Below are 15,295 nucleotides of genomic sequence, written 5' to 3'. Positions count from 1 at the left end.
GATGAAGAGCGCAGATAGAGGAATTCTTTCAGAACACGATTTGAAAAAAACAAGTAATAAGATCGTTTATGGTTTGATGTGCGTAGTCATTTTGGTTATGGTTTTTAGCATGCTGTACCCGATTTGTATGACGTTATTCAACGGGTTGAAGTCGAATCAAGAAGTGAATTCATTCCCGCCGCATTTTTTCCCTCAGGAATGGCACTTCAGTAATCTTAAAGACGCGATGAATTACATTGATCTACCCATGTTCCTTAGAAACACCATTTATATCTTTTTAGGGAATATGGTCGTGACGCTTGTCGTATTGGGAATGTCAGCTTTTAGTATTTCTCGTATGAATGTTCCTTACAAAAGAGCGATTTATTTCTTCTTTCTGATGACATTATTTATTCCGGCGACCAGTTACATGATTCCGAACTTTGTCAATCTGAAGGAGCTTGGATTGCTAAATCAGTACGCGGCCTTTTGGTTGCCAGCGGGAGCGAACACGTTTTACTTTCTATTACTGAAGAACTTTTTTGACGGAATTCATCCAGAAATCTTTGAAGCAGCACGAATTGATGGGGCCTCTGAGCCGAGAAGCTTTTTCTCCATTGCCGTGCCACTATCCGTTCCGATTTTTGCTACATTAGCAATCTTTATCTTTTCTACTGCATGGAACGACTGGTTCTGGCCATCTTTGGTTATGCACAGTGAAGAGAAATATACGCTTGCGACAGCCATTTATAAATACGTTATTAATGTGAAGGCACTCAATACTAATATTAAGTTTGCAATCCTGTTTATAGTATCCTTGCCTCCAATCCTTGTCTTCTTGATTTTCCAGAAATTCATTATGCGTGGGGTTGCTTTGTCGGCCGTGAAAGGATAAGCAATTATCGACGGATTTACCCATGGATCGTAAACATGCACATGAAAGGAATATAAATGCACCTCGTTTGTAAACGGTTTCTAATTTATGATCGATAGGTAAGATAATTATGAATTGAAAAGGGGAGTTTCAATGCGTAAGTACTCTAGCGTTCTACTAAGCGTACTTGTAGCCGGATCGTTGCTATCTGCTTGCAGCGGCAACAATAACGGAAACACAGCGGGGAACAAAGGCGGGGAAGCATCTACTGCGCCAACAAATGCGGTAACGGATAATACAGCAACTGCTACGGATGCGCCAGTGGAGGACATTACTCAAAGAAAAGTGACGATCAAGATCCACTATCCAACACCTGACTTGACTGAAGTGAGAGCGCAAGAAGATGACAAGATTAAGCGTTTCCAAGCTGAATATCCTAATGTTGAAATTGTTAAAGATGACTGGCAGTACAATGTAAGTGAAATCGGAATTAAAATGGCTGCGAATGAAGCACCAACCTTCTTTAACACCTACGCTACAGAAGCTAAATTCCTGGTGGAAAAGGGCTGGGTTGCTGACATTACGGATCTTTGGAACAAATATGAATTTAAGGATCAAATTAACCCAGTACTGCAAAATCAATTCATCATTGATGGTAAAGTTTTCGGCGTAACTCAAAAAGGTTATGTAACAACTACTATGATCAACAAAAAAATGCTGGATGACAAAGGCGTTGCAGTCCCACCAATGGATTGGACTTGGGATGATATGCTGAATACGGCTAAAGGCGTAGCTGATGTCAAAAAAGGCATTTCCGGTATTGCTCCAATGGGTAAAGGTAACGAAGCAGGCTGGAACTGGACCAACTTCCTGTTTGAAGCTGGCGGTGAAATTCAAAAGGTTGAAGGCGGCAAGGTTGTAGCTACATTTAATTCCGACGCTGGTGTTAAAGCACTGGATTTCTACAAAAAACTTAGATGGGAAGCTAACGCGATTCCTCAGGACTGGGCACTTGGCTGGGGCGATGCTGTAGGCGCATTCCAACAAAGTCGTACAGCTATGGTAATGGCTGGATCGGATGGCGTAATCGAGCAAGCACTGAATCAAGGCGGACTGAAACCTGAGGATGTGCTCACATATCCAATGCCTGCTATGGAAAAAGGCGGTAAGCACACCGGGGTACTTGGTGGTGATTACCTCGTTATTAATCCGAATGCAACACCAGATGAGCAAGAAATGGCATTCCGTTATATCACATTTGATTACTTCTCTGATAAAGGTTTGGAAGCCCTGGATGCAGTTCTTCAACAACGTACAGCTGATGGCAAATACTTTATCCCGCCACTCTTAGATTATTACTCAGCAGATTCTGAGTTTGGTAAGAAGACCAAAGCGGTTTATGACAAGTACACAAATGTATACCAATATAGCCCTGATATTATGGGACTTTTGGATGGTAAACCTGAAGCTCAATACAACACACAGGACTATTACGCAACTATGTCCAATGTTATTCAAGAGCTGTTCTCCAAAAAAGGAACGGATTCCAAGAGCCAGCTAGAAGCAGCAGCTAAAACAGTGCAAGAGAAATTCTTTGATACGATTAAAGCGGAATAGTCTAATGCAAAAACCGGCCCCTTTGGGGCCGGTTTTTTTGTTCTGAAGATTTATAAATTTATAAATCTTCAGAAATAGTGATAATCAATTGGAAATTATTTCGGTGAAGGAAAATCGTAAGGGACTGTGATGAAGAGAATTCATTTTTGAGTACTGATTTTAGATATATGGAATAAAAAGGAGCTAAAATTTTGCTTATTAAAGTATAATTCTAAGATTTAAAGGGTTTTATAACATAAAATATGGTAAAAACACTATAATATGATCGAATGAAAGCGCTTTGAAAACAAATCAAAAAAACTTTATACTTTGTGAAAGATTTCACTATACAAGGTAGAAATCATGTGATAAGATAAATGTGTAGAGAAAAACAACTAAAAATTGACAGGAGGACGAGGGAGATGGCAGTTAAGAACGAAGTCGCCGCCCAAGTTAAACAAGTTACTGCTGAAGAGTATATTCAGAATTTAGTGGATAAAGCAAAAAAAGCGCATGAGGCGTTCATGGCGCTAGACCAAGAGCAAGTTGACACAATCGTTCATGCAATGGCGTTGGCTGGACTCGACAAACATATGTACCTCGCAAAATTGGCCGTAGAAGAAACTGGACGCGGCGTATACGAAGACAAAATTACGAAGAACATCTTCTCAACTGAATATATCTGGCACGGAATTAAATACGATAAAACAGTAGGCGTTATTGAAGACAACGCTTATGATAGCTTCCAAAAAATTGCTGAACCCGTCGGAATTGTTATGGGTATCACACCGGTAACCAACCCTACATCCACCACGATGTTTAAAGCGTTGATTTCGATTAAGACACGGAACCCTATTATATTCGGTTTCCACCCTTCTGCGCAAGAGTGTAGTGCAGCAGCAGCCAAAATTCTTCATGATGCTGCCGTGAAAGCTGGCGCTCCTGAGAACTGTATCCAATGGATTGAAATGCCAACAATGGACAAGACAAACGCATTGATGAACAACCCAGACGTTGCTCTTATCTTGGCAACTGGTGGTTCTGCAATGGTAAAAGCAGCTTACAGCTGTGGTAAACCAGCACTTGGCGTAGGCCCTGGTAACGTACCTGCTTTCATTGAAAAGAGCGCGGATATTGATCAAGCCGTAACGGACATCATTCTTTCTAAGACATTTGATAATGGTATGATCTGTGCTTCCGAGCAAGCTGTTATTATCGAAGAACCAATCTTCGATCAAGTGAAGAAAAAAATGATTGCTAATGGCTGCTACTTTGTGAATAAAGAAGAAGCTGCCAAACTGACTAGTGGAGCAATGAACGTAGATAAATGTGCGGTTAACCCAGCAATCGTAGGTCAATCCGCAGTGAAAATTGCTGAAATGTGTGGCATTCAAGTCCCTGCCGGCACAAAGATTCTGGTAGCAGAACTTGAAGGAGTAGGCACTAAATATCCACTGTCCGCTGAAAAATTAAGCCCGGTTCTTGCTTGCTACAAAGTTAAGAATGCAGATCAAGGTATCGAACGCGCAGCTCAAATTGTTGAATTTGGCGGTATGGGCCACAGCTCGGCTATCCACTCCAACAATGAAGAAGTAATCATGAAGTTCTCTAACCGTCTGCAAACAGGACGTATTCTCGTTAACTCGCCTTCCACACATGGTGCGATCGGCGATATCTATAACACTAATATCCCTTCATTGACTCTGGGCTGCGGATCTTATGGTCGTAACTCCGTGTCGCAAAACGTTACAGCAATCAATTTGATCAACGTGAAAAGGGTGAATCGTCGTACCGTGAATATGCAATGGTTTAAAGTACCTGACAAGATCTATTTCGAAAAAGGCGCTACTCAGTACCTGACCAAAATGCCTGATATCACACGTGTCGCAATTATCACTGACCCAATGATGGTTAAGCTTGGATATGTTGAAAGAGTTGAACATTACCTGCGTCAACGGCAAACTCCTGTAGCTATCGAAGTGTTCTCTGAAGTTGAACCAGATCCATCGACAACTACAGTTGAAAAAGGTACTGCAATGATGAACAGATTCCAACCGGACTGCATCATCGCACTTGGCGGCGGTTCCCCAATGGATGCTGCAAAAGGAATGTGGTTATTCTATGAACATCCAGATGCAGACTTTAATGGTCTGAAACAAAAATTCATGGATATCCGTAAACGGGTATACAAATTCCCTAAACTTGGTAACAAAGCTAAGTTTGTAGCGATTCCAACTACTTCGGGTACAGGTTCGGAAGTAACATCTTTCGCAGTTATTACCGATAAAACAACTGAACAGCACACTAAATATCCATTGGCTGACTACGAGTTAACTCCAGATGTAGCTATCATTGATCCTGAGTTCGTATACAGCTTGCCAAAAACTGCAGTTGCTGATACAGGTATGGACGTATTAACACATGCTATCGAAGCTTATGTATCTGTTATGGCGAGTGACTATACTGATGGTCTAGCTATTAAAGCCATCCAACTGGTATTCCAATACCTTGAAAAATCGGCGCTGGAAGGTGACAGAGTAGCACGTGAAAAAATGCATAACGCATCCACACTTGCTGGTATGGCCTTTGCCAATGCATTCTTGGGTATTAACCACAGTTTGGCGCATAAATGGGGCGGACAGTACCACACTGCTCATGGTCGGACTAACGCGATCCTTATGCCACACGTTATCCGCTACAATGCTAAAAAACCTACGAAGTTCGCTTCGTTCCCTAAATATTCGCACTTCGTAGCTGATGAGCGTTATGCTGAAATTGCCCGTATTCTGGGATTGCCAGCCCGCACAACTGAAGAAGGTGTAACTAGCCTGATCAATGCTATTCGCGATATGAATAAAAAATTGGGCATCGAAGAATCGTTCCAGCAACTGGGCTTTGATCCTAAGGACTTCGAATCCCGCGTAGATTACTTGGCTGACCGTGCGTTTGAAGATCAATGTACAACTGCCAATCCTAAGCTGCCACTGGTATCTGAGCTTGCTGATGTATACCGTAATGCGTTCTACGGAAGATTTGATAATTAATAAATGGTTAAATAGAGAATAGGATAGTTGTGGAATTAGATAAAGGTGACAAATATCACTCGAAAGGTGATATTTGTCACAGTGTTTTTATAGAAAATAAACTAGAATGTTTATATAAACAACGGTCCCACATATGAAATGTTGATTGTGAAATTTGGAACAACCACATCTTTTGGGGATCACGAGACACGGGATCAACCTTCAAGCCCGCGATCTCTACAAATATAATAAATATAGATGGAGGGATTTAGCATGTCGGTGATTGAAAAAGAAGTAAATGAAGTGAAATCCGGTTGGAGAAGTTTTACAAAAGGTAAATGGGCTAAGAAAGTTGACGTTAACAACTTTATCGCTAGTAACATTAAGCCTTATGAAGGTAACGAAGAGTTCCTCGTAGGTCCTACTAGTAACACAACTGAACTGTGGAAGATTATTTCCCAACTGAGCAAGGAAGAAAGAGAAAGAGGCGGCGTATGGGATGTTTCCCTAGATACTGTCTCCACAATTACTTCACATGCTCCAGGCTACATTGACAAGGACAAGGAACAAATTGTAGGCGTGCAGACTGACGCTCCTTTCAGACGTTCCATTCAGCCATTCGGCGGGATCAAGATGATGGTCGATGCTACGAAGGCTTATGGCTTCGAGCTTCCACAAAACATCGTTGACATGTTTACGAACATTCGCAAAACGCATAACCAAGGCGTATTTGATGCATATACACCAGACATGAGAGCGGTGCGTAAATCCGGCGTTATCACAGGTCTTCCTGATGCTTACGGCCGCGGACGCATTATCGGCGACTACCGCCGCATTGCTCTGTACGGTATTGATTTCTTGATTAAAGACAAAAAGCAACAATTAGCTGAGCTTGAAGTTGATTCCATGACAGAAGAAGTAATTCGTTTGCGTGAAGAGCTGTCTGAGCAAATTCGTGCACTGGGCGAATTGAAAGAAATGGCTGCTGCACATGGAATGGATATTTCCAAACCAGCGACGAATTTCAAAGAAGCTACTCAATGGGTATACTTTGGATACCTGGCAGCAGTTAAAGAACAAAATGGTGCAGCAATGTCCTTGGGACGTGTTTCTTCCTTCCTAGATATCTATGCAGAACGCGATATTGAAGAAGGTACTTTGACTGAAGAACAAGTACAAGAAATTGTCGATCATTTTGTAATGAAACTGCGTATCGTGAAATTCTTGCGTACACCTGACTATAACGATCTGTTCTCCGGCGACCCTACTTGGGTAACTGAATCCATCGGTGGTATGGCTGAAAATGGAACCACTCGTGTTACCAAGAACAGCTTCCGTTTCCTGAACACCCTGTACAACTTGGGTCCGGCTCCGGAACCGAACTTAACTGTTCTGTGGTCCGAAAAATTGCCTGAAGGCTTCAAAAAATATTGTGCTAAGGTTTCTATCGAAACTAGTGCAATTCAGTATGAAAATGACGATCTAATGCGTCCGTACTGGGGTGAAGATTACGCTATTGCTTGCTGCGTATCTCCAATGCGTATCGGTAAACAAATGCAGTTCTTCGGCGCTCGTGCCAACCTGGCAAAAGCTTTGCTGTATGCTATTAATGGTGGTAAAGACGAAAAATCCGGAGCACAAGTTGGGCCGGAATTCCCAGCGATCACTTCTGAATATCTGGATTATGACGAAGTAATGAAACGCTTCAAACCGATGATGGAGTGGTTGGCTAAGACTTATGTTAACACTTTGAACATCATTCACTATATGCATGACAAATATTCTTACGAACGTATCGAAATGGCACTGCATGATCGCGACATTCTGCGTACGATGGCTTGCGGTATCGCTGGTCTGTCCGTTGCAGCTGACTCGCTGAGTGCTATTAAATACGCGAAGGTTAAACCAATCCGTAACGAAGAAGGTATTGCAATTGACTTCGAAACGGAAGGCGAATTCCCTTGCTACGGTAACAATGACGATGCTGTAGACAACATCGCAGTAGAATTGGTTGAAACCTTCATGTCTATGATCCGTAAAAACAAAACATATCGTGATGCTGTACCGACTCAATCGGTATTGACCATTACTTCGAATGTTGTGTACGGTAAGAAGACAGGTACAACACCTGACGGACGTAAAAAAGGCGAACCATTCGCACCAGGTGCTAACCCAATGCACGGACGCGACAAGAAAGGTGCACTGGCTTCACTGAACTCTGTAGCCAAACTGCCTTACTCCGATGCCCAAGATGGTATCTCCAATACGTTCTCCATCGTACCTAAGGCACTAGGTAAAGACGATGAATCCTGCAAGTCTAACTTGGTACACATGATGGACGGATACTTCCATAACAACGCGCAGCATTTGAACGTTAACGTATTTAACCGTGAACAGCTGATGGACGCTATGGATCACCCAGAGAATTATCCACAATTGACTATCCGTGTATCCGGTTATGCAGTTAACTTCATCAAGCTGACTCGCGAACAACAAATGGACGTAATTAACCGTACTTTCCATGGTTCAATGTAAGTTGTTTATATTTATAAAGATCTTTCATTGAGATATGCACTAAAATAATTGCAAGGAATTACCGCTCTTGTTTCAAGGGCGGTAATATCTTGTTTAAGAATCATTAAAATTTTAAATTTTACGGTCGCGTTTAAGGAGAACACAGTCTTATGGGCAGGGGTTCTTCTTCGTGAAAGATGGACTGTTAGTCAGTCGTGGAGAAAGGATGACATCCTATGATTAAAGGTCGCATACACTCCTTGGAAACCTTTGGAACCGTTGATGGGCCTGGTATTCGATTTGTCTTATTTATGCAAGGGTGCTTGCTGAAATGCCAGTATTGCCATAACCCTGATACTTGGGCTTTAGATGAAGGTAAGGAAATGACTCTAGAAGAAGTACTTTCGGAGATCGAGCCATATTTAAACTACTATCGTTCATCCGGTGGTGGGTTAACTGTATCCGGCGGAGAACCAACTTTGCAGGCACAATTTGTAAAGCAGTTATTTACGGAAGTTAAAAAGCGTTGGAATCTGCACACTACATTAGATAGTAATGGTTATAACGAAGGTGACAAGATTAATGACTTATTGGATGTTACGGACTTGGTGATGCTTGATTTGAAGCATATTGATGAAGAAGCACACATTAAGTTAACTGGTAAATCTAATGATCGGACCTTGAAGCTTGCGCGCTGGCTGTCAGATCATAACCGTAAGATGTGGATTAGACATGTATATGTTCCAGGCATTCATGACCGTGAAGAGGACCTTATCAATCTGGGTCGATATATTGGAACCTTAAATGGCGTTGAGAAATTTGAAATCTTACCTTATCATCAAATGGGTATCTATAAATGGGAAATGCTCGGCAAGGCTTATGAATTGGATGGAGTGCCATCCCCTACAGATGAAGAAGTTCAGCGGGCGTACCGCTTAGTCGAAGAAGGTCGCAAGCAGACAGCGTTGGTATAATTTATCTCTACATTAAGTGGAGCCGTTCCTTTAGTGATTTACTGCTGAAGGAACGGTTTTTTTGTTATGAGGGACGTCTGATGTCATTAAAAGGGGTAATTTTGTGTTTTACCTTTAAAAAAATGATATATTTCCAGCTATTAATTAAGGAGTTGGAAATAAATTATGATAGATTTTATGTCATTGAATTGAGTTTTTATTATTATTTTCTAAGTATATGTATGACTAATCCACGCTATTTAGCAGATAATCGTAATTTTTACTAAAATAAAGTTATGTTATATTACACGTTGTGTAGTTGATTCCGCTTTCATTAGAGATTTTTATCCCTATAGTGGATGAATCTTAACCTTACGAGAATGGAATCTGTTTTCTATAATAAGAAGTGTAAAGCACAACATTATATGGGGGGTCACAAGAAATGAAAAAAGGTATGACTTTGCTATTGTCCCTGATTTTTGTATCATCAGCTTTACTGGCAGGTTGCGGAAGCAACAACAATGCATCTTCTAACAAAGGAGATGGAAACGCTACCGCGACGAATTCAGCGGATGCTACAAATGCTCCAGCAACAGAAGAACCTGTAAGTAGCGAACCGTTCGAAATGACGATTCGTCACACTCAAATCGGTGCCGACAAACAGAAGCGTTTAGCAATTCTGCAAGAAGTAGTGAAAAAGGTAGAAGGCGATGTACCGGGTCTGACCTTTAAGCTTGATGGAGTAGATTCAGATGTAAACCGTAAAGAAAAATTACGTGGTGAAATGGCTGCAGGTAATCCACCAGAGATCTTCGATCTTTTCGGAAGCCCTGACTCTAAGATCTATGCTAAAGAAGGTAAATTACTCGATCTGACTCCAATCCTAGAGGAACTTGGAATTAAGGATAAATTCTCAAATCTTGATCCTTTCACTTATGAAGGAAAAATTTACGGATTGCCTATCGGTGGATCTGGTGAAGGTTTCTTCTACAACAAAGAGTACTACAATAGCAAGGGCTGGAAAGCTCCAACAACATTTGCTGAATTGGAACAACAATTGGCTGACATCAAAGCTGACGGAAAAGTACCTTTGGCTGGTGCATCTAAGGCTGGTTGGGTACCACTTATGCTAGCTAACCACTTGTGGTCACGTTATGCAGGTCCAGATGTAACCGCTAAGTTTGCAACAGGTGAAGCTAAATGGACTGATCCAAACGTTGTAAAAGGTTTTGCGAAGTACAAAGAATGGGTTGACAAAGGATACTTCAAAAAAGGCGAACTTGGTTTCGAGTATGCTGAATATACAACGCAATTCACTAGTAGTGAAGCAATCCTCTTGTATGATGGTACTTGGAAATCTTCCGTATTTAAAGAAGGACAATCTGGCGAAGGTTTGATCGGTAAAGTTGGATTCTTCAATATTCCTCCAGTTGATGGTGGCGTAGGCGACCAAACTGCATTGATGCGCGATGTAAACAATGGCTACGGTTTCTCTGCTTCTGCTGAGAAAGATCCACGTCAATTGGCTGCTGTGAAGTCATTTATCAAAAACCTATTTAATGAAGAAATGCAATTACGTGGACTGGTTGAAGATGGCGTATTGCCAGCAATGAAAATTGACCAAAACGTTCTGAACGAAAATATTACGGATGATCTGATGAGCGAAATCGTTGGTGTACTTAATAACTCACAATCTTCGTTCCCAGCATTTGATTCACTTGTTCAAGCTGATGTAACTACAGAAATCAGTAACATTCAAATTCAAAAGCTAATTGGTGGTCAGACAACTCCTGAGAAAATGGGCGAAGCATTACAGAAGGTACAAGAAGAAGCAAACGCAGCAGTTGAATAAGTAGCTGCAAATTGAATGTACCCTGGTGCCAGAACCAGGGTACATTTTTAAACTCAAAGAATTTATGTGTTTGCAAAGATCTAAAACATTCATTGTTCGCCAGATGTCAAAGCAACCGGAGGTAGTCATGAATAAAGCACTAAGAAATCCATTGGTATTTTTCCTTTTTATTCTTCCAGCACTGATTTTGTTCACGATGTTTTTCATCTATCCCATCTTTAGTTCAATCTATTACAGCTTTACTAGCTGGAACGGGGTATCTGACACAGTCAAGTCTGCCGGTATCAGTAATTTTGAGAAGGCATTAGGAGACGAACGATTCTGGATATCTGTCAAAAATAACGGTTTTTTCATTCTTTTCTCTTGTTTTGTACAGGTACCGTTAATCATATTCTTCTCGTTATTGATATCGAATGTAAAGAAACTGAAAGGCTTATATAAGACAGCGGTCTTCATGCCTTCCATTATGTCTACAGCAGTTATCGGTATTCTATGGGGCTTCATTTATGAGCCCAACATTGGACTTTTAAATAAGGTTCTAGGCTTAGTGGGGATTAATCCAATTTACTGGCTGTCGGATGAAAAATTCGCAATGTTATCGATCCTGATCACGAATGCTTGGCAGTGGACTGGATTCTATATCGTAATGGTACTGGCAGCTATTCTGTCGATACCAGGTGAATTGGATGAAGCAGCTGCCATTGATGGCGCAACTGGATTCCAACGTGCTACACGCATCACACTTCCGCTAATCGTTCCGATCATTTCTGTTGTAATCATGTTATCCATTGCAGGAGCAATGAAAGCGGCGGATATCGTCATTGTAATGACTAAGGGTGGACCTGCAGGTTCAACCGATGTAATGGCAACCTACATGATTAAATATGCAATTACGAACTTTAAATACGGGTACGGTAACACCATCGCAGTCCTGATCTTTGTATTTACATTGGTGGTTACAGCCGTTTATCAGCTGCTGATAGCCCGACGCACAGAAAGGATTGAATACTGATGCCACGCGCCCTGAAAAAAAGTCTGCCCCATGTCGCACTATTGTCTTATCTACTAGTTATTCTATTTCCTTTCCTGTTCGTGTTATTCTCATCTGTGAAAAAGGATAACAATGCGATAGCGCTTAACCCTTTTGGGATTCCAAAGGAGTTCGTTTTTGGTAACTACGTTGAAGCTTGGGTAAACGCCAAGATCAGCACCTACTTTTTTAACAGTTTGTACATTTCCATATTAGCTTCTGTAGTGTCTATCATTCTAGCTTCTATGTTTGCTTTTGCGGTAACACGGATGCGCCAAGGCAAATGGAATACGATTTTGTTCACGCTAGTTATGGTGGGAATGCTCATTCCAAACAACGCATTGATGCTTCCTATTTATACGATTGTACGCAAAATGGGAATTCTGAACACACACTGGGCGTTGATTATTCCTTATATCGCGAATGCAATTCCATTTACGATTATAATATTGGCTGCATTTATGCGTTCGTTACCTAGAGAAATTGAAGAGGCTGCGGTCATGGATGGGTTGAAGGCACCGGGTATCTTTGCTAAAATTATTGTACCTCTAACCGTACCTGCCATGGTTACTGTATTCATTGTTAATTTCCTGGGCAATTGGAATGAATTCTTGCTGGCAAACTACTTCCTATCGAATGACGAACTGCGGACGCTCCCAGTGGGTATGGTTCAATTCCGTGATCAATATCAGATGAACTATGCACAAATGTCAGCGGGTATCGTCTTCAGTGTGCTTCCAGTAATTGTTATTTATGCGATTCTACAGGAAAAAATTATTGAAGGCGTAACAGCGGGCGGCGTAAAAGGATAACTTTTTTCTCAGTCAGGAGCACTAGCCGATGAATTTGCGCTATAAATTATTTACGGCATTTTTGGGCCTGATAATCATTCCCTTATTTATTCTAGGCATGCTTATGTTCTTTGTGACTTATAACTCTATTGAGAAGAAGTACAGCCAGCAGTCGGAATACTCACTTAAAGCTATTAGTTATAGTATTTCAAATGTGTTAAAAGATATGGATAACGTTACAGACAACGGAATTGCTACCTCGGTTTTTCATATGGCACTTAGCGCCGAAGATCCTTCTAATCAGGATTTGACGGATGCTGAGCAACTCAGTTTGAATGCAAGCCAGCGCAATTTCCGTAGTCTGTTGTTTAACCATCCATCGATCAGTTATGCTTTTTTGTACAATTTTAACGGTAGAGGTAACTCTGAAATCGTGTCGCTTTTTAATAAGGAAAATTTCCGAACGCTACCCTATGATACTTTCAAAAAAAGTGATTTGTACCAGGAAGTAATGGATTTGAATGGCGTGCCGAAATGGCTGGCTCCTCATGAGTATCCTGAACTTACAGGAACTGAACCTGTGTTTACACAAATTCGACTCGTGAAGGAACTGAGCTTCTTTCAGAACATAGGTATCCTTGTTGTACAGATCAAAAATTGGGAGCTCGAATCGATATTTCGCAATTTAAAAATTGGGGATAGCAATCAGGATGTTTCGTTTATGCTAGTAAATGATGATGGAATGATTCTATTTGACCCAGATCAAAAGCTGGATGGGCAAGATATTCAGTCATTCGCGAATAAAGAGATTACCTTCAAAAAAGGGTTTCAGAGTTTTAAAACAGAGTATAACGGGGAGAAAAGTATTCTCTCCATGTATCATTTGAAGGATTATCCTTGGAGTCTAGTGTCTGTAACCTCATGGGACTCTTTATCTCGAGAAGTTACAGTATTTGCACGCTGGTTTGTTGGGGTAATCTTCCTTTGCTTTTTGGCAGCGGTGATCTTCAATCTATTCTTTATGAATCGTATTACTGGTGCAATAGCCGTAATTGTTCGTTTTATGCGACGTGTTGAGGATGGAGATCTAACTTCGCGGGTAGAAGTGAAGGGGAACGATGAGTTAACGCTTCTTGGTAAGGGCTTTAATGATCTTATGGATAAAATTAACCGGTTGTTTAACAGAATCCATTTGGAACAGCGTCGCAAGAATCAAGCCGAGATGCGTGTTCTGCAGGCTCAGATTAAACCGCATTTTTTATTCAATACGTTAGAGTCGATTAATGTTCTGGCTATACAGAATGAAGGCAAGAAAGTCAGTGAGATGGTCTACCGACTGGCAAGTATTTTACGTATTAGCATTCAGGATCGAGAAGAAATTACACTGGATGAAGAGATTAAACATCTGCGCAATTATTTGGATATTCAAAAATTTAGATTTGAGGATTTATTTGAATACGATATTGATATCCCACAAGAATTGATGAGTTGCGGTATTTTAAAGCTTACTTTGCAACCGCTTGTAGAGAATAGCATTCAGCATGGATTTGAGGGTATTGATTACAAAGGTCAAGTTTCTGTGAAAGTTTGGGAGAAGCAAGGGGACTTAATTTTACGAATTGAAGATAACGGTATTGGAATTACACCATCTCAGTTGTCTATTTTCCAATATATTGTGAATGATCCTGTGGAGCAAGAGGTTGAAGTTGAACGGGAAAACCGGATGAATCTTGAACGCAGAGGTCTTGGCATACGCAGTGTAGCGGATCGCATCCGCATTGAATACGGTGACAGATATGGAATATTTATTTGTTCCAGTCCAGGATATGGTACTATTATTCAATGTGTCATACCTAAATACGAGCAGGGGGAAGATCATTATGCTAAAAGTATTATTGGTAGATGACGAAGCCCCAATTCTGAATAATCTGAAAAGAGTGTTGCCATGGCAGGAGATGGGGATGGAGGTCGTCGGTATGGCGCGAAGCGGTATGGACGCCTTGCGCATTGCTGAAGAGGAGCAACCCGATCTTGTGTTGAGTGACATTCGTATGCCAGTGATGGACGGATTAACTTTTGTAGGAAAGCTGCGGGAATTGGGATTGGATAGTGAGGTACTGCTTCTTACCGGGTATCAGGAATTTGACTATGCACGGGAAGCGATCCGGCTCGGGGTAAGAGAATACATTTGTAAGCCGATACATTATGAGGAGCTTGGCAATAAGGTGCGTGAGATCGGAGCTAATATCCGTAGTAAACAGTTTAAGAATAAACTGTACAATAGTATCCCTCTATTTCAGGAGATTCCTGAAGTTGACAATGGTAAAAAAACGCCGGATCAGCTAATGAACTTGGCTGCTCAATACATCACTGAACATCTTCATTCAGATATCGGGATTGAGGAAGTGGCGAATAAGATCGGCATTAGCGGCAGTTACTTCTGCCTCTTGTTTAAGAACCGTTTTGCAATGACTTTCGTGGAATACGTAACACAACAACGAATTGAAGCGGCTAAGTTTATGCTTACTAACAGCGATAAAAGCATTACGGTGATTGGTTCCGGAGTCGGTTATCAGGAACGACGTTATTTCACGAAGGTATTTCAGAAGCAGACGGGGATGTCTCCTAAGGAGTATCGTGATCGGTGCCGGAGTGAAGTATTATGAGTCCGGCGGCGTGTGGT

The 15,295-nt window shown here is 41.3% G+C and carries 10 protein-coding genes; all 10 read left to right on the top strand.

What is annotated here, in order from left to right:
- Position 1 precedes the first annotated feature (1 nt).
- The gene (locus MHB64_RS22410) at positions 2-874 is read left to right on the top strand and encodes a carbohydrate ABC transporter permease (RefSeq protein WP_094873727.1); all 873 of its coding nucleotides are present in this window, start codon (positions 2-4) and stop codon (positions 872-874) included.
- Positions 875-1,006: 132 nt separating this feature from the next.
- A complete protein-coding gene (locus tag MHB64_RS22405) occupies positions 1,007-2,470 on the top strand; it encodes an ABC transporter substrate-binding protein (RefSeq protein ID WP_094877976.1) in 1,464 nt (487 codons plus the stop codon).
- A 401-nt stretch (positions 2,471-2,871) separates the two neighbouring features.
- Entirely contained in the window at positions 2,872-5,493 is a 2,622-nt protein-coding gene (gene adhE, locus MHB64_RS22400) for a bifunctional acetaldehyde-CoA/alcohol dehydrogenase (RefSeq protein ID WP_042129885.1), read from the top strand.
- 252 nt (positions 5,494-5,745) lie between these two features.
- Complete coding sequence (gene pflB, locus MHB64_RS22395) at positions 5,746-8,007, top strand: formate C-acetyltransferase (RefSeq protein WP_094873721.1); 2,262 nt, start codon at positions 5,746-5,748, stop codon at positions 8,005-8,007.
- 215 nt (positions 8,008-8,222) lie between these two features.
- Positions 8,223-8,960 carry a pyruvate formate-lyase-activating protein gene (gene pflA / locus MHB64_RS22390; RefSeq protein ID WP_042190523.1) on the top strand — a complete coding sequence of 246 codons (738 nt, stop codon included), beginning with the start codon at positions 8,223-8,225 and terminating at the stop codon, positions 8,958-8,960.
- Positions 8,961-9,381: 421 nt separating this feature from the next.
- Entirely contained in the window at positions 9,382-10,791 is a 1,410-nt protein-coding gene (locus tag MHB64_RS22385; RefSeq protein ID WP_094873719.1) for an extracellular solute-binding protein, read from the top strand.
- A gap of 127 nt (positions 10,792-10,918) precedes the next feature.
- Positions 10,919-11,803 (top strand): carbohydrate ABC transporter permease, encoded by an 885-nt coding sequence (locus tag MHB64_RS22380; protein ID WP_094873717.1) that lies wholly within the window; start codon positions 10,919-10,921, stop codon positions 11,801-11,803.
- Complete coding sequence (locus tag MHB64_RS22375; protein ID WP_094873715.1) at positions 11,803-12,633, top strand: carbohydrate ABC transporter permease; 831 nt, start codon at positions 11,803-11,805, stop codon at positions 12,631-12,633. Before MHB64_RS22380 ends, MHB64_RS22375 begins: the two co-directional genes overlap by 1 nt.
- 28 nt (positions 12,634-12,661) lie before the next feature.
- On the top strand, positions 12,662-14,518 hold the full coding sequence (locus MHB64_RS22370) for a cache domain-containing sensor histidine kinase (RefSeq protein ID WP_341135401.1): 1,857 nt from the start codon (positions 12,662-12,664) through the stop codon (positions 14,516-14,518).
- On the top strand, positions 14,493-15,278 hold the full coding sequence (locus MHB64_RS22365) for a response regulator transcription factor (protein WP_094873711.1): 786 nt from the start codon (positions 14,493-14,495) through the stop codon (positions 15,276-15,278). Before MHB64_RS22370 ends, MHB64_RS22365 begins: the two co-directional genes overlap by 26 nt.
- Positions 15,279-15,295: the final 17 nt, after the last annotated feature.

It is taken from the genome of Paenibacillus sp. FSL K6-2859, from assembly GCF_038008265.1.
Lineage (GTDB): Bacteria > Bacillota > Bacilli > Paenibacillales > Paenibacillaceae > Paenibacillus_AQ > Paenibacillus_AQ nitricinens.
Note: the sequence above shows the minus strand (reverse complement) of the source record. Positions and strands in the feature narration are given on the sequence as shown.